This window comes from Pedobacter chitinilyticus (assembly GCF_003313385.1).
Taxonomy (GTDB): Bacteria; Bacteroidota; Bacteroidia; order Sphingobacteriales; family Sphingobacteriaceae; genus Pedobacter; species Pedobacter chitinilyticus.
Genome location: NZ_QMHN01000002.1, coordinates 516,471 through 532,286 on the forward strand (window position 1 = coordinate 516,471; position 15,816 = coordinate 532,286).

A 15,816-nucleotide genomic window follows, 5' to 3' on the forward strand; every position below is an offset into this window, starting at 1 on the left:
GAGGTTTAGGTTTATTTGTGTTAGCGATTAATCCGATATTCTATATCTGGTCGCTTAATGTATTTTTCTTTATATTTCTGATGGACGCTGGCATCTTGTGCAATTCCATTCACCAACATTTCGTTATCAGTGAGGATATAATCCACTTTTTTGCCCTTAACCACCAGATTATCCTGTATCATTTGGTCTTGTATCTCCTGACTGGCGTCATTACCGTCGTGTACAATATGCACCACCACTTTTCCGTCTACTTTAACTGTGTTGGTAGTAGTCGAGGTCGTTGTAGTGGTAGTAACACCCACAGGTACATTTATTACATTGGAGATGGGTTGGTTAATAGATACCATATTTCTTACTGGCACAACTGGCTTCATTGGAATAACAGGTTCTTCTGGCTTAGCTTGCGGCAAATCCGAAATTGGTTCAACTTCTGCTATGGCAGCTAATTCTGGAACATCATCTACTTCCGTTTCTCCAAAGTTTATCGCAGAGGGTTTAACTGGGTCGCAATTCTCATGAGGTGCTGGCTGACTGGTTGGCGTTGCCTCTTTAAATTGATGGTTTAACCCATTAGCGTAGGTAATTTCTTTTTGTAGTGGTGAATGTTTTATTGGTGATTGTCCCATTTTAAAAGCTGCTCCCAAACCTAAAAAAAAGCATAAAGAAACAGTTAAAGTGGTTTTCTCAAAACCAGTTAAAGTGGTTCTGTTATTAAATGCGATTCTTCTGATGCGAGCAATTAATTGACCTTTTTCGTTAGCCATCGACATGGCAAAACCTGTTGAGTTCAGGCTAAATTCCTGACAGGAAACCAGTGCTTTTAAATAGCCATTTTTATCGTTTGTACAGGCTATGGCCAAATCATCGCAGCAATTTTCACGTTCTTCCTTGATGGTTTTAGAGAGCCACAATACTGCAGGATTAAAGAAAAACAATACCTCAATAATATTTTGAAGGATGTTTACCAAATAGTCTCTACGTTTAATATGCGCCAATTCATGACTCAAAATAGCTTCTACTTCGTTTAAATTTAAGTGGTTTAACAAGCCGATAGGCATTAAAATAACGGGTTTGAAATGGCCAATCACCATCGGGATTTTTGCCAAGCCTGATTGAAAAATAGCGATGCCTTGATTAATATTCAATTGACTGGCAAGCGTGGCCACTTTTTGCTCCCAATAATTACCTGCCGCAAAGTTTTTGGTTCTTTTTAAATAGCTCACTCCATGTAGCCCAACCAACAACTGTATCGATTTAAAAAGAATAATGAGGAGCCAAATCAAAATCATTGGGCCTGCATAATGCTTTAAAACTTCGAAAAACTGATTAAGAGCAGTAAAGATATCCAGCTGAAACTTAAATATTGCATTTTGCTGCGACGGGCTAATACCGAAAAGGCTGGCAATAATATTAAACTTGTTTAAGGTTTGTACAAAAACCAAAATCATGCTTAAAGAAAACACGCTTAGCAAGCCTACCAGTAAATTATATCTTAAAACTGGTCGGCTATTTTTTGTACCTACAATAAAGAATGCCGCCAGTAAAGCTATTACCAAGCCTATCCATAAAGAATGGAGCAATGTACCGAACAATGCTTCCATCAAATCAGTTGGCAGAAAGTTAACCCATTTAAATTCCATAGCTGTGGTTTTGTTTATTTTGGTTTTTATCTACTTTTCAAGTTCATCTAACAAACGCTTAATTTCCTCCAACTCTTCTTTCGTCGTTTTATCATTATCCAGCAATTGCATGACTAAGTTAGCTGCCGACCCTTTGTAAAGTGTATCTACAAATTTGTCCAACAATTGTCCTTTAGTTTTTAGCTCTGCTTGTACTGGCGCATAAATATGTTTCATTTGGCTTGCATCACGACTGAGGATGCCTTTCTCGTCCATAATTTGCATTTGCTTTAAGGTAGAAGTGTAATTTACTTCTCGCTGTTTGTTCAGCTCGTCATTTACAAAACGTACTGTACTAGGGCCAAATTCCCACAATACCTGCAATATCTCCAACTCGGCTCTGGTAGGCTCTGGGATTGAATTGATAGATTTCTTCTCTTCCATAACACAAAGGTAGGATAACTTTCGTACGAAACAAGGAATACTTCATTTTTAACATTTATGATCTGCAATTTTTAGGAATATGCTATCTCTAACTTGGCGTTTTGTCTTTTTTGCGCCTTTTAGTTGTCACTTTTAACCCCTTGCAAACCAACAATTTTGATGAAATTTGGTTATCACTTAAATAATCAGACCATGACAAAAGAAATTTGGCTTAACTTACCTGTTAAGGACATTCTACAAACCACTGCATTTTTCACCAAAATTGGTTTTAAATTAAATGAACATGCTCCTAAAAGCGATTCGATGGCTTCATTTAAAATCGGCCAAAAGGATTTTATCGTTAACTTTTTTACGGAGGCCGTTTTCAAAAGCTTTACCCCTTTCCAAATTGCCGATGTAACCAATGCTACCGAATGTTTAATTTCTATTGATGCCGAAAATAAGGAAGACGTGGATAACATGCTCAAAAACGCGGCAGAAGCAGGCGGAAAAGTATTTGCAGCAGGTGGAGAAAAAGACGGCTGGATGTATGGCGGTGGTTTTATCGACCTTGATGGTCACAAATGGAATGTATTGTTCATGGATTTTAGTAAATTCCCTCAATAAAAAATCAAAACTATGGAACGAATTTATTTTAAAATTGAAATTGATGCTCCTAAAGAGAAAGTTTGGGACATCCTTTTGGGAGAAACCACTTACCCACTTTGGACACAAGTCTTTGCGGAAGGATCTAGGGTAGTGACGACTTGGGAAAAGGGCACCAAAGCCTTGTTTCTGGGTGCAAAAGATGAAGGAATGGTCTCCAAAATTGCCGACCATATTCCCAATGAGTTCATCTCTATTCAGCACTTAGGCTTTTATAAAGATGGTGTGGAAGATTACGATAGTGAAGAGGTGAAAAAATGGGGCAATGCTTTTGAAAACTATAAAATAAGCACCAAGGAAGATGGTAAATCGCTACTAAGCGTTGAAATGGATACTACCGAGGAGTATAAATCTTATTTTGAAGAAAGCTGGCCAAAGGCACTGGAAAAGGTTAGAGAATTGGCGGAGGGTTAAGCACTTCCCGTCATTTCGACGTAGGTGAGAAATCTAGCATTATGTTATAAGCATCAAAACCGAAAACCAATTGGACTAAACCCATTCATATCGTTAGATTTCTCCTCCTTCGATCGTCGAAATGACGGGGTACGACAAAACATTGCCAATACCGTCATTTCGACGATAGGAGAAATCTAGCGTTGTGCTACAACTGAGTTAAACTTAACTAATAGTATTATTTATCAAATTGCTAGATCTCTCCTCCTGCGATCGTCGAGATGACGGGGCACGAAAGGACATTGCTAATCTATTAAAAACTATGGAAAGAGGTGGAGCTGTTTATATTCTTACAAATGTTAACCGTACAGTTCTCTATATTGGCGTTACTTCCGATTTAATTTTCTGATTAAAAGAACATGAGGAAAAAGTCTACCCAAAATCTTTTACCGCGAAATATAATGCGATCATTTGTGTGTATTATGAAGTATTCTCGCACATAGAAGAAGCCATTGCCAGAGAAAAGGAAATTAAAAAATGGCGCAGGGAGAAAAAGGACCTATTAATTAATTCAATTAACCCTTCTTGGAAAAGCTTTAATGATGAAATTGCTAAATGGTAGTTAGGATGATATAGGTACTTTCATATCTCGTCATTTCGAACGCAGGTGAGAAATCTAGCATTATGTTATCGCGAAGTTAAATCTATACAACATTATTTACTAGCCGCTAGATCTCTCCTCCATCGGTCGTCGAGATGACGACAAGCAGAGACACTGCCAATACCGTCATTTCGATGAGGAGGCACGACGAAGAGAAATCTAGTACCATAAATGGAAACCGACCAGTCAATCCCATATCGCAACTAGCTAGATCTCTCCTCCTGCGGTCGTCGAAATGACGGGTGAGGAAGAAACATTGCCAATACCGTCATTGCGATAGCCTGCTCCGATTTATCGGAAAAGAGGTACGAAGAAGAGAAATCTAACAACATATCTAAAGGCAGTTTCATTTTTTGAGTAGAAAATGTCGAAAAACTTCAAGACAATAAAAATCCCCGCTCAAACGAGCAGGGATTTCTAAATACTAATATCTAAATACTATTTTATAAACTAGCCAAAGCATTGTTTAAAGTAGCGCTTGGGCGCATTGCTTTATCTGCCAACTCATCGTTAGGGTTGTAGTAACCACCTATGTTTTGTGCTTTTCCTTGAGCAGCAATTAGCTCCTCAGTAATTTTAGCTTCGTTTTCTGACAACGCTTTTGCCAATGGCTCAAACTTAACTTTCAATTCAGCATCTTTAGTTTGTGCAGCCAAAGCCTCAGCCCAATATAACGCTAAATAGAAATGAGAACCACGATTATCAATAGTACCTAATTTTCTACCTGGAGATTTATCGGTTGCCAAGAATTTAGCGTTAGCCTCATCTAAAGCATCAGCTAATACTTGTGCCTTAGCATTGTTTTGCGTTTGAGCTAAATGCTCTAACGAAGCTTGTAAAGCCAAGAACTCACCTAATGAATCCCAACGCAAATAACCTTCTGTTACAAATTGCTCAACGTGTTTAGGAGCAGAACCACCAGCACCAGTTTCAAATAAACCACCACCGTTCATTAATGGTACAATCGACAACATTTTTGCAGAAGTACCTAGCTCTAAAATCGGGAATAAATCCGTTAAATAATCACGTAGTACGTTACCCGTTACCGAAATGGTGTCTTCGCCTTTACGGATACGCTCTAAAGTGAATTTAGTCGCTTCAATTGGAGAAAGGATACGAAGGTCTAATCCATTGGTATCGAAGTTTGGCAAGTACTTATTTACTTTTTTGATGATTTCTCTGTCGTGTGCTCTGTTTTCATCTAACCAGAAAACCGCTGGTGTATTTGATAAGCGAGCTCTGTTCACTGCTAATTTAACCCAATCTTGGATAGGTGCGTCTTTAGTCTGACACATGCGGAAAATATCTCCTTTTTCAACGGGTTGTTCAAAGAATACGCTTCCAGAAGCATCCGTTACGCGAATGGTACCGTTTGCTGCAGCTTGGAAAGTTTTATCGTGTGAACCATACTCCTCTGCTTTTTGTGCCATTAAACCTACGTTTGGTACCGAACCCATTGTTGTAGGGTCAAAAGCACCATGTTTCTTACAGTCATCAATGGTAGCCGTATAAACACCTGCGTAGTTTCTATCTGGAATTAAAGCCAAAGTATCTTGAGGTTTGCCATCTTTGTTCCACATTTGACCCGAAGTACGAATCATTGCAGGCATTGAAGCATCTACAATCACATCAGAAGGAACGTGTAGGTTGGTAATTCCCTTATCAGAATTCACCATCGCTAAAGCTGGTCCGTTAGCAATTGCCGCATCAATCGCAGCTTTCACTTCAGCTTCTTGCGCATGACCAGCAATTTTTGCATAAACATCACCTAAGCCATTACGAGTATCAACACCTAAAGTTTTAAATAACTCCGCGTATTTCTCAAAAACATCTGCAAAATAAACTTCTACAATGGCACCAAAAATGATAGGGTCTGAAACCTTCATCATGGTTGCTTTTAAGTGTGCCGAAAGTAAAACGCCACTTGCCTTCGCTTCTTTAATCGCTTCGGCAACAAATGCTTTTAATTTAGCAAGGCTCAATACCGAGCTATCAATTACCTCACCTGCTTTTAAATTAGCTAAACCTTTAAGTTCAGTAACGGCACCGTCGGCACCTACAAATTCAATTTTAAACTGTGAGTCATTTTCTACCGTTGTTGATTTCTCTGACCCGTAAAAATCGCCTTCGCTCATGCTGGCTACGCTGGTTTTAGAATCTGATGACCAAGCGCCCATTGAATGAGGATTTGCTTTTGCATAGTTCTTCACGGCTTTAGGTGCCCTACGGTCTGAGTTTCCTTCACGTAAAACTGGATTTACTGCAGAGCCAAGCACTTTCGCATATTTAGCTTTGATGGCTTTTTCTTCTTCAGTTTGTGCATCTTCTGGATAGTTAGGCAACGCAAAACCTTGAGATTGCAATTCAGCAATAGCTGCTTTTAATTGAGGAATAGAAGCAGAAATATTAGGTAGCTTGATGATATTGGCCTCTGGCGTGTTTGCTAATTGGCCTAGTTCTGTCAATGCATCTCCAATTTTTTGGTCATCCTTTAAAAACTCTGGAAAGTTTGCTAAAATCCTTCCCGCCAAAGAGATGTCCCTTGTTTCTACTTCGATACCCGCCGAAGCCGTAAAAGCTTGTACAATGGGCAATAAAGAGTAAGTAGCTAACAATGGAGCCTCGTCTGTTTTGGTATAGATAATTTTTGATGAGTTTGACATGTGTTTTTATTTTTTAAGAAAGTTTGAAATAAAAATGTCCAAAAAAGGACTGGTTTGATAAAATCGCCTAAAGATAAAATAAACCAGCGAATTATATAACAGCTTAGTGTTATTTATACATTAAAATCACTCCTAACTGGCAAGCGCAGTGTAACAATTCAAAGAAGAAATCGTTCTAACTAGAAACCAAAAAAACTAGGCCATGAACAAGGAAGAATTATTAAAATCTAAGTGGTTCAAAATTGCTTTTCCCATCATTATCTTGATTATTGTGATCGCTATTTATCAAAACGGATATGCTTTTGGTGAGTGGTTATATGCTCGACTACATCCTTAAACTGAAAATTTCTTTTCAAGATTTGTCCCCTTTTATCAACGTGGGTTGTCTTTGTAAAAAGTATTTTAATAACTTAACAAAAATAACATCATGAAAGAATTTCTATTATTAATCAGGGAAGATGTCAACTATGGACAATTCTCGGTGGAAGAAATGCAGGCCGATATTGAAAAACACATGGCATGGGTAGAAACGCTCATTGCTAAAGGTCATTTTAAGGACGGAAACCCACTTGAAGCCAATGGCGTACAGATTAGGGGCAAAGAAAAAATAGTTACCGACGGCCCATATATCGAAAGCAAAGAATGTATCAGCGGCTACTATTTTCTGTTGGCCAATTCATTGGAAGAGGCAACCTCTATTGCAAAAGCTTGTCCCTCACTTGAGCTTGGTGCCACGATAGAGTTACGTGAAGTAATGGCTACCGATGAACAAGCAGGAGCATAACGAAATTTTCAAAACTACGGCACATCTTTTCCGAGAATATTCGGGAAAGATGGTTGCTATTTTAACCAAATATTACGGCATCAAGCAGCTGGAAAATATTATGGATGCTGTTCAGGAAAGTTTTGAAGCAGCCTTAAAGCATTGGCGCTACAAAGGCATGCCCAATCAACCCGAGGCTTGGCTATTGACCACGGCAAAGAACAAATTGCTAAATGCTATTAAGAAGGAAAGCACTCTAGCTAGCCTTCAAGCCTCCCTTCCTAACGACTTTGAATTACTGCCCAGCCCCTTGCAAATGATGGATAGCCAATTACAGTTGCTATTAAAAATTTGCGAATTGAAACTGCCGTTAAAAAGCCAAATCATTTTCACGCTTTATACTTCCTCTGGATTTGGTGTACCCGAAATTGCCAACGCATTGCTGATGACTAATGAAGCAGTGAAGAAGCATATTTTTAGGACCAAGCAATTGCTACAAAACGCCAGCTTTAAGTTTGATGAGCTGGCAGAAAAACATATTGCTCCCAATTTAAACCAATTGCAACTTGTTTTGTACCTAATGTTTAATGAGGGCTACAAAACCACCAGAGCTAAGGAAGGTTTGAACATAGATTTGTGCTACGAAGCCATGCGACTGGCTAAACTGATTTTACAACTACAGCCAAATGATGCCACTACTAATGCCTTATTAGCTCTGATGTTTTTCAATATCGCCAGGTTCCCAGCCCGTATCTCCAACCAAAACTTTTGGATTCCGTTGGAACAACAAGACCGATCGTTATGGGACCCTGCTTTTATCAGGGAAGGGTTGTATTATCTTCATCAATCTAAAAACACCCAACAATTAAGCAAGCACCATCTGGAAGCCATCATTGCGTCCATACATTGCTGTGCCACGGATTTTAAAACCACCAACTGGTCTAAAATCATCTATTTATACGAACAAATGGAAGTGTTGGAAGGTCCTTCGACAGCATTAACGCTGAACAAGATGATTGCGATGAGTTATGTAGCTCCTTCTGTGGAATTATTGGCTCAACTTACAGCCTTAGCAAAAGAGTTAAAACCTGAACACCAGCTTTTCTTTCACCTTGCCAAAGCCCATTTAAATACCTTACTACATCAACATGCTAATGCCGAAAATTGCTATCGCGAGGCATTAAACCATGCACAATCAGAGATAGACAAGCAATTCATCTTAAACAAAATCAGTGACATTGCTTTGTCAAGTAATGGGGCCCGCTCTTAAAAACACTTTCATTTTGTGTACCTTTACGGCCAGAAATTTAATCCCTAAAAGCCGATGTCGATTACCAACGAAGCCGAATTACAAGGAATGCAAAAAGCTAGCGAAGCGGTAGCTCATACGTTAAAAGCGATGATAGATTATGCCAAAATAGGCATGAGCACAAAGGAACTGGATAACTTTGGCGCTCAACTTTTATCTGAACTTGGTGCCAAATCTGCTCCTTACCTTACTTACGGTTTCCCAGGTTTTACCTGCATTAGTGTTAACAATGAGTTTTGCCACGGCATCCCATCAGAGCAAAGAATATTACAAGAAGGGGATCTAATCAACATTGATGTGTCTGCTGAACTAGATGGCTTTTGGTCAGATAACGGTTGTTCTTTTGTATTGGGCAACGATATCCATGGGCACTACAAATTGGTAAATGCTTCAAAGGAAATTCTTCAAAAGGCCATTGCCAATATCAAAGGTGGCGTTAAAATTTCCGACATCGGGCATCTGATTGAAACAGAAGCTAAAAAGCGTGGTTACAAAGTAATTAAAAACCTAACGGGTCATGGTGTTGGTCGTAGCTTGCACGAAGAACCACATGAAGTGGCCAATTACAGAGATCGATTTAACCAAACCAGGTTTAAAAAGAATTCCGTGGTAGCTATCGAAACTTTTATTTCTACCGACTCCACTTATGCCGAAACTTTGGGCGATGGCTGGACCATGGTTGGCAACAGAGGTGGTTACATGGCGCAACACGAGCACACCATTATGGTTACTGATGGGCAACCTGTTATTCTTACTGAAAAAAACGGCGTTTGGGAATAAACCACCCTACCCTCTTTATTTGTGGCAAGCTTGCTAAATGAACCACATAAACACATAGTAAATCCATATAGTACTAAATAGATGTCGTGGCTCAAACTTTCCTCTTAATAGAACAAAAGCAATTCGCATTATCGAAATCGATAAAAACAATACCCCTATGTGCCTATGTGGTCCATTAAAAAAATTTAAACACATAGCCACATAGTAATCCCACATAGTACTAAATAAATGCCTTGCTTTATACTTTACTCTCAAAAGACCAAAAGCAATTCGCATTACCGAAATCTACAAAAACAATACCCCTATGTGTCTATATGGTCCTTTAAAAAATTTAAACACATCGGCACAATAGGAAAAGTATAATCCGTTTATCATCTTTTTGTCAAACAAATTAGTTGTGCTATTGATTTAATCAATCGTTTGATTAATTTTGTTCCGTCAAAAAAATCAAGATGGAAAAGACCGATAAAAAGACTGATATTCTTGTAGCTGCCGAGAAGCTTTTTTGCGAGTATGGTTTCGAAGGAACTTCAACCCGCCAAATTGCCGCTGAATCAGGTGCTAACATGGCCATGATTAACTATTATTTTGGAAGCAAAATGGGCGTTTTTCAAGAAATCATGGAAGAAAGAGTCATGAGTTTTAAATCTCAACTCAATCAAATTAAAGAAGAAAATATTCCCGCCAAAGAGAAATTGTTAAAGGTAATTGACAAGTACGCTAGTCGTATTTTGAACAATGCCAACTTCCATAAAATGATGCATCGTGAGCTTTCACTTTCATTACGTCCAGAAGTATTCGACCAAATCAAAGCGGCCATGGGACAAAACCTTTTGGTAATTGAAGACATTATCAAGGAAGGTATCGATGCTGGAGATTTCAGACCCGTAGATATCAGAATGACCATTGTAAGTGTCATGGGAACCATATCGATGGTTACCACTTCCCCAAACAAAATTGCGCCCGACACTACCTACGACCTAGAAAACGAAAAAGATAGGGAAATCATCAAAACCCGATTGATTGATCACCTACAAGAAATGATCCTTACGCACTTAACACCCAAAAAATGATATCAACAAAAGTCAAATTGCTTTTGATAGGTTTATCGATGCCCTTCATCCTTCAGGCCCAAACCACCAAGCAATTAAGTTTACAAGAAGCGGTGGATTTAGGTATTGCCAACAGTAAAAACCTAAAACTATCGCAACAAAAAATAGACGAAGCAGTAGCAAAATTAGCAACAGTAAAAGATAATGCTTTACCAACTGCAACTGCTAGTTTCATGTACAACCACGCCGAAATCCCTACCAATACCTTAAAAATTGGCGAGGGCAATCCCATCCATTTACCAAACAGAGCCGATGCCTTTGTAGGTACTGCAGCAGTACAAGAATTAGTGTATGGTGGTGGCAAATTGAAATATGCACAAGAATCGACCAAACTTTTAAAAGAAGTAGCGGTGCTTGATGCTGACAAAAACAAAGAAGAAGTAAGTTATGCCGTTGTGAACGGGTACTTTTCGCTTTACAAATTGCTCCAAAGCAAAAAAGTAGTGGCGCAAAACCTTACTGCCATTGCCAAACAACTGAAACAAGCGCAACGCTTTTACGACCAGGGCTTGGTCACCAAAAATGATGTATTGAGGTTCCAGTTACAACAAGCTAATGTTTCGCTAACCGAAATGGAAATTGAGAACAACAGAAAAATTGTGAACTACAATCTTGATATTTTGTTGGGCTTACCCGAAAACACCGACATCGAAATTAAAGGTGGTGATGAAACTTTGCCCCAATTAAGTTCACTATCTAATTACCTAAGCACCGCTATGTCTAACAGACAGGAGTTGCAACAATTGGGTTTACAGCACAAAGTGGCCGATTACAATATCAAATCTATTAAAGCAAATATGTTGCCTACCGTAGGTTTGGGCGCTAACCTTTACTATGTAAACCCAAGTGGCAAATTCATTCCTAGCAGCCAACAGTATATCATGCCAATTACTTTAGGCGCTAATATCAGCTGGAACATTGCTTCATTATGGACCAACAAAAACAAAGTAGCCGAGGCCAAAATACAGCAATTGGAAATAGATACCCAAAAAGATATTTTAACCGATAATGTTAAAACAGAGCTGAATAGAAATTATCAAAACTATCAATTAGCAGTTCAAAAAATTGCTGTTTTGGAAACTTCTATCGCCCAAGCAAACGAAAACGACAGGTTATTAGAATCTAAATACCAAAATAACATTGCTTCTGCCATTGATAGAATTGACGCAGAAACATTGCTTTACCAAGCTAAAATTAACTTGGAATTGGCAAAAGCCGATGCCAAATTAGCTTACTACACTTTATTAAAATCCACAGGAAAAATATCACAATATAACTAAGCATAACCATGACAAAGCCAGCAAAAAAGAAAAATAAAGTAATCCCTATTATACTTGGCGTATTGATCATCATTGGCGCCGTATTTGGCTTTACCGAATATAGCTACTACAGCAAACACGTTGATACTGATGACGCTCAAATTGACGGAGATATTAGCCCCGTAATTGCAAGAGTAAGCGGTTACGTAAAAGACATCAACTTTGAAGAAAACACGCAAGTAAAACAAGGCCAAGTATTGGTAACCCTTGATGACAGCGACTATAAAATCAAGCTAGAGCAAGCACAAGCTGGGCAATTAGGTGCTAACGCCAATGTAGGTGTTTCGCAAGCACAAATTGTAGCTACCGCTGCTAACACCAGTACTGCAAAAGCCAATATCGAAGCGGCCAGAGTAAAGCTAGACCTTGCCAAAAAAGATTACGACAGATACGAAAACCTAGTGAAAGACGGTTCGATCACTAAACAAGCATTTGATCAAGCCAAAGCACAAAAAGAAACTGCACAAGCTACTTACGATGCTGCTGTTGACCAATATAATGCTGCCGTTAAACAGGTAGGCACTACTCAATCGCAATTAAGCGTAAGCAACTCAGGAGTTAGCCAACGCCAAGCCGATGTTGATTTTGCAAAACTTCAACTTTCGTACACTCAAATTAAAGCACCTGCAACAGGTATCGTTTCTAAGAAAAATGTACAAAAAGGTCAATTGGTACAAGCAGGACAATCCCTATTCTCTATTGTTAACGAAAACAGTATTTATGTAACTGCTAACTTTAAAGAAACCCAATTGGAGAAAATCCGCTCTGGACAAAAAGTGAAAATTGACGTGGATGCTTATCCTGATCAAGAAATTGAAGGTGAAGTTTACAACTTCTCTCCTATCACTGGTGCCAAAGGTTCGTTGTTACCTCCAGATAATGCTACAGGTAACTTCGTAAAAGTAGTACAACGTGTCCCTGTAAAAATAAAAATCGCTAACAAAGACAAAGCAGTTTTGGACAAATTACGTCCAGGCATGAGCGTAAAAGTATCTGTTGCTATTTAGGTTGCGAGTTGCCCGTTACGAGTTGTAAGCAGAACTTACAAATAATTGATTAATCACATATCGCCGAACCTCGTAACCTACAACCTGTAACTCATAACCAAAATTTAAAATAATGGCCGAAGTAGGTTTAAAAAAATGGATCATCACGTTTACGGTAATCACAGCTGCCTTATTGGAGCTGATAGATACGACCATTGTAAACGTTGCATTGCCCCAAATACAAGGTAACCTTGGCGCCACGCTCGAAGACGTGGCCTGGTTATCCACTGGCTACGCTGTAGCCAACGTAATTGTTTTGCCCATGTCTGGCTGGTTAGGCAGTAGATTTGGACGAAAAAATTACTTTCTTTTTTCCATCATCCTTTTTACCATTGCCTCATTTTTATGTGGTAATGCCGATAATTTATGGGAGCTGGTAGGCTTCCGTATTTTACAGGGACTAGCAGGCGGGGGCTTAATTTCAACAGCCCAAGCCATCCTTATTGAAACTTGGCCACGTGAAGACGTGGGCATTGCTACCGCCCTATTTGGTTTAGGAGCAGTAGTAGGGCCAACCGTTGGTCCAACCATTGGGGGCTACATTTTAGAAATCACCACATGGCCTTGGATATTTTATGTAAACATTCCCGTCGGTATTCTCGCGGCCTATTGTGCCTACATGTTTGTCCGAGAAACGCCCAAGGACGGTAAGGGTGCACCTATCGACTGGTGGGGAATTGTTTTGTTGGCCGTGGCCATTGGCAGTTTACAAACCTTGTTAGAAAAAGGTGAAAGTGAAGACTGGTTTGCCACGCCATACATTACAGCACTTGCCGTTGCTTCAGTTTTTGGCATCCTGCTTTTCATTTGGCGTGAGCTAAGTACCGATCACCCTATCGTAAATTTCAAAATCATGAGACACCGAAGCTTCTCTATCGGGATGATCACTTCCTTTGTACTCGGTTTTGGATTATATGGTTCCGTATTCGTGTTCCCTATTTTCTGTCAAAACCTATTGGGCTTCTCGCCCTTACAAACAGGTGAGCTATTTATCGCGGGCGGTCTTTGTACCATTACCATGATGCCTTTTATTGGTATTATGCTTAAAAAAGGCGTACCAGCACAGTTTATGGCTACTGGCGGAATGATCTTATTTTTCATCTTCTGTCACATGCTCAGCAAATCAACCCTTTCCTCAGGAACAGAGCAGTTTTTCTGGCCATTGGTAATCAGGGGATTTGGAATGGCTTTACTGTTCGTACCGCTAACCACCTTGGCTATCCAAGACCTTAAAGGTGCCGAAATTGGCCAGGGTTCTGGTTTAAACAACATGATGCGCCAATTGGGAGGTTCATTTGGTATTGCAGCCTTAACCACCTTAATTCACGTAAGACAAGGTTTCCACCGAAACAATCTTTTAGTAAATATTAACGAAAACAATCCAGCATTTACCGAACGTTTAAACGGCCTGATGCACAATTTCATGGCAAAAGGCGCAGCATTTTTAGATGCTAAGCTAATGGCCATGAAAGCGATAGAAGGCGCCGTTACTAAACAAGCCCTACTGCTTACCTATAGCGATGCATATTGGGTAGCTGGAGGCGTAATGTTATGTTCAATACCACTTTTATTCTTGCAAAAATTCAAGAAAAATGTGAACATGCCTGTAGATGCGCATTAATACTCCACACACAATAACCTAAAAAGGCTGGCTTTTATGCTGGCCTTTTTTGTGCAACCCTCTCTGCCTTGTCGGCATCTCTCCCTTTGAGGGAGAGAAAAGCATTTGGGGTCGAAATCATCTTATCCCTAAATGATCTGAAAAGCTAATCTCTACCCAATCGCTTGCTTCAGTCCCACTTTCCACTACAATCTTTTTGTTTTTCATGTCATCCTGAACGCAGTGAAGGATCCGTAAGTACTGCCATTCAGAAGGAGATCCCTCGTAGCCTCGGGATGACAGTAGTAGGGATAAACAAAAAGTATTTCCGTTACAATTGGGTTTATTGTTTTAAGCCACCGCAATAAACTCCTTTTCCTATCTTAGCCTAATGAAGCAACTCCTCATCGCTACCCTACTGCTAGTCACTTTTGTCTGTTCATCCTGGCAAGAAACACCCAAAGCCAAAACCATTAAAATAGCGGTCATCAGCGATTTAAACTCTGGCTATGGCTCTACGGTATATCATCCAGATGTCGCGGCTACTTTAAAGGCGCTCGACAGCATTAAACCAGACCTCATTTTATGTGGCGGCGATATGGTGGCTGGACAAAAAGCTTCGCTCAGCAAAACACAGCTCCAAGCCATGTGGAGCAGTTTCGACAGCAATGTCCTAAAGCCAATCCAACAATTAAAAGTACCTTTTGGGTTTACCGTGGGCAACCATGATGCAGCTCCCAATTACCTACAAGACCGACAAACAGCACAAGAATTTTGGAACGCTAAACGTAAACACTTAGGGCTAAAATATGTGGACGACAGCAACTTTCCTTTCTATTTCAGTTATCAGCAAAATGGCATTTTCTTTATCAGTTGGGATGCTGCAGGTGCTAAAGTAAACCAAGAAGTATTCGATTGGATGGAAAAGCAGCTACAATCAAAAGTGGCCAAGAAAGCAAAATTGCGGGTGCTACTGGGTCATTTACCTTTATATGCTATTGTAGCCAGTAAAAACAAGACGGGCGAAGTGTTAGCAGATAACCAAAATACGAGCAGTTTCTTAAAGAAAAATGGCATTGACTTGTATATCAGTGGTCACCAACATGCCTACTATCCAGCTAGCCAACAACAATTGCGCTTACTTAATGCGGGTTGCATTGGCGAAGGACCTAGACCTTTATTGGGGCATGACAGTCCAGCAACTAGGGCTTATACCATTATTGAAGTTCCAACGAATGATCCAAAAATGTTTAATTACAAAACCTTTATTCCCAACACAGGAAAACAAATTGAGCTTTCAGTTCTTCCTGACTCGGTGATTGGTTTTAATGGAATTTCTAAAAAGGATATGAAAGCTGGTCAATAACAACTAGCTCCAAGTGATAAAAACAGCATTATAACCTTAATGACAATGACTATTATTATAAAATGAACTATGGGGCTTAAATTAATTTAGCAGACC

At 39.5% G+C, this 15,816-nt stretch carries 14 protein-coding genes and 1 pseudogene; 12 read left to right on the forward strand and 3 right to left on the reverse strand.

Annotation, left to right across the window (positions count from 1 at the left end; genetic code table 11):
- Positions 1 to 20: 20 nt before the first annotated feature.
- Both DUT70_RS09040 and DUT70_RS09045 read right to left on the reverse strand, forming a co-directional pair.
- The gene (locus DUT70_RS09040; protein ID WP_113646996.1) at positions 21 to 1,640 is read right to left on the reverse strand and encodes a M56 family metallopeptidase; all 1,620 of its coding nucleotides are present in this window, start codon (positions 1,638 to 1,640) and stop codon (positions 21 to 23) included.
- A 30-nt stretch (positions 1,641 to 1,670) separates the two neighbouring features.
- Positions 1,671 to 2,063 (reverse strand): BlaI/MecI/CopY family transcriptional regulator, encoded by a 393-nt coding sequence (locus tag DUT70_RS09045; protein WP_113646997.1) that lies wholly within the window; start codon positions 2,061 to 2,063, stop codon positions 1,671 to 1,673.
- 192 nt (positions 2,064 to 2,255) lie between these two features.
- On the opposite strand from DUT70_RS09045, the gene DUT70_RS09050 reads away from it, so the two are divergent.
- From DUT70_RS09050 to DUT70_RS21410, 3 genes and pseudogenes are all read left to right on the forward strand, one after another.
- Positions 2,256 to 2,669 carry a VOC family protein gene (locus DUT70_RS09050; protein ID WP_113647219.1) on the forward strand — a complete coding sequence of 138 codons (414 nt, stop codon included), beginning with the start codon at positions 2,256 to 2,258 and terminating at the stop codon, positions 2,667 to 2,669.
- Between the two features lie 12 nt (positions 2,670 to 2,681).
- Complete coding sequence (locus tag DUT70_RS09055) at positions 2,682 to 3,122, forward strand: SRPBCC domain-containing protein (protein ID WP_113646998.1); 441 nt, start codon at positions 2,682 to 2,684, stop codon at positions 3,120 to 3,122.
- Positions 3,123 to 3,522: 400 nt separating this feature from the next.
- Positions 3,523 to 3,723, forward strand: a pseudogene (locus DUT70_RS21410) (GIY-YIG nuclease family protein); the annotation flags it as partial.
- Positions 3,724 to 4,205: 482 nt separating this feature from the next.
- Here the strand turns inward: DUT70_RS21410 and DUT70_RS09065 are convergent.
- Complete coding sequence (locus DUT70_RS09065; protein ID WP_113646999.1) at positions 4,206 to 6,425, reverse strand: NADP-dependent isocitrate dehydrogenase; 2,220 nt, start codon at positions 6,423 to 6,425, stop codon at positions 4,206 to 4,208.
- A 202-nt stretch (positions 6,426 to 6,627) separates the two neighbouring features.
- Here DUT70_RS09065 and DUT70_RS21470 point away from each other — a divergent pair, with 202 nt between their 5' ends.
- From DUT70_RS21470 to DUT70_RS09105, 9 genes are all read left to right on the forward strand, one after another.
- Complete coding sequence (locus DUT70_RS21470; protein ID WP_255541848.1) at positions 6,628 to 6,762, forward strand: hypothetical protein; 135 nt, start codon at positions 6,628 to 6,630, stop codon at positions 6,760 to 6,762.
- A 90-nt stretch (positions 6,763 to 6,852) separates the two neighbouring features.
- Entirely contained in the window at positions 6,853 to 7,209 is a 357-nt protein-coding gene (locus DUT70_RS09070) for a YciI family protein (RefSeq protein WP_113647000.1), read from the forward strand.
- On the forward strand, positions 7,190 to 8,458 hold the full coding sequence (locus tag DUT70_RS09075) for an RNA polymerase sigma factor (protein ID WP_113647001.1): 1,269 nt from the start codon (positions 7,190 to 7,192) through the stop codon (positions 8,456 to 8,458). Before DUT70_RS09070 ends, DUT70_RS09075 begins: the two co-directional genes overlap by 20 nt.
- 54 nt (positions 8,459 to 8,512) lie before the next feature.
- Positions 8,513 to 9,277 (forward strand): type I methionyl aminopeptidase, encoded by a 765-nt coding sequence (map, locus tag DUT70_RS09080; protein WP_113647002.1) that lies wholly within the window; start codon positions 8,513 to 8,515, stop codon positions 9,275 to 9,277.
- A 452-nt stretch (positions 9,278 to 9,729) separates the two neighbouring features.
- Positions 9,730 to 10,350, forward strand: a complete 621-nt coding sequence (locus tag DUT70_RS09085) for a TetR/AcrR family transcriptional regulator (protein ID WP_113647003.1) — start codon at positions 9,730 to 9,732, stop codon at positions 10,348 to 10,350.
- Complete coding sequence (locus tag DUT70_RS09090) at positions 10,347 to 11,669, forward strand: TolC family protein (protein WP_113647004.1); 1,323 nt, start codon at positions 10,347 to 10,349, stop codon at positions 11,667 to 11,669. The genes DUT70_RS09085 and DUT70_RS09090 overlap by 4 nt, the downstream gene beginning before the upstream one ends.
- Before the next feature lie 8 nt (positions 11,670 to 11,677).
- Complete coding sequence (locus DUT70_RS09095) at positions 11,678 to 12,715, forward strand: HlyD family secretion protein (protein ID WP_113647005.1); 1,038 nt, start codon at positions 11,678 to 11,680, stop codon at positions 12,713 to 12,715.
- A gap of 112 nt (positions 12,716 to 12,827) precedes the next feature.
- Positions 12,828 to 14,375, forward strand: a complete 1,548-nt coding sequence (locus DUT70_RS09100) for a DHA2 family efflux MFS transporter permease subunit (RefSeq protein ID WP_113647006.1) — start codon at positions 12,828 to 12,830, stop codon at positions 14,373 to 14,375.
- Positions 14,376 to 14,745: 370 nt separating this feature from the next.
- On the forward strand, positions 14,746 to 15,720 hold the full coding sequence (locus DUT70_RS09105; protein WP_113647007.1) for a metallophosphoesterase family protein: 975 nt from the start codon (positions 14,746 to 14,748) through the stop codon (positions 15,718 to 15,720).
- The last annotated feature ends 96 nt before the right edge of the window (positions 15,721 to 15,816 follow it).

What these genes read in the sequence shown, in the direction of transcription:
- DUT70_RS21470 (WP_255541848.1), top strand. Translation starts at nt 6,628, where the DNA reads ATGAACAAGGAAGAATTATTAAAATCTAAGTGGTTCAAAATTGCTTTT.
- DUT70_RS09090 (WP_113647004.1), top strand. Translation starts at nt 10,347, where the DNA reads ATGATATCAACAAAAGTCAAATTGCTTTTGATAGGTTTATCGATGCCC.
- DUT70_RS09105 (WP_113647007.1), top strand. Translation starts at nt 14,746, where the DNA reads ATGAAGCAACTCCTCATCGCTACCCTACTGCTAGTCACTTTTGTCTGT.
- DUT70_RS09075 (WP_113647001.1), top strand. Translation starts at nt 7,190, where the DNA reads ATGAACAAGCAGGAGCATAACGAAATTTTCAAAACTACGGCACATCTT.
- map (WP_113647002.1), top strand. Translation starts at nt 8,513, where the DNA reads ATGTCGATTACCAACGAAGCCGAATTACAAGGAATGCAAAAAGCTAGC.
- DUT70_RS09070 (WP_113647000.1), top strand. Translation starts at nt 6,853, where the DNA reads ATGAAAGAATTTCTATTATTAATCAGGGAAGATGTCAACTATGGACAA.
- DUT70_RS09065 (WP_113646999.1), bottom strand. Translation starts at nt 6,425, where the DNA reads ATGTCAAACTCATCAAAAATTATCTATACCAAAACAGACGAGGCTCCA.
- DUT70_RS09100 (WP_113647006.1), top strand. Translation starts at nt 12,828, where the DNA reads ATGGCCGAAGTAGGTTTAAAAAAATGGATCATCACGTTTACGGTAATC.
- DUT70_RS09055 (WP_113646998.1), top strand. Translation starts at nt 2,682, where the DNA reads ATGGAACGAATTTATTTTAAAATTGAAATTGATGCTCCTAAAGAGAAA.
- DUT70_RS09045 (WP_113646997.1), bottom strand. Translation starts at nt 2,063, where the DNA reads ATGGAAGAGAAGAAATCTATCAATTCAATCCCAGAGCCTACCAGAGCC.
- DUT70_RS09040 (WP_113646996.1), bottom strand. Translation starts at nt 1,640, where the DNA reads ATGGAATTTAAATGGGTTAACTTTCTGCCAACTGATTTGATGGAAGCA.
- DUT70_RS09095 (WP_113647005.1), top strand. Translation starts at nt 11,678, where the DNA reads ATGACAAAGCCAGCAAAAAAGAAAAATAAAGTAATCCCTATTATACTT.
- DUT70_RS09050 (WP_113647219.1), top strand. Translation starts at nt 2,256, where the DNA reads ATGACAAAAGAAATTTGGCTTAACTTACCTGTTAAGGACATTCTACAA.
- DUT70_RS09085 (WP_113647003.1), top strand. Translation starts at nt 9,730, where the DNA reads ATGGAAAAGACCGATAAAAAGACTGATATTCTTGTAGCTGCCGAGAAG.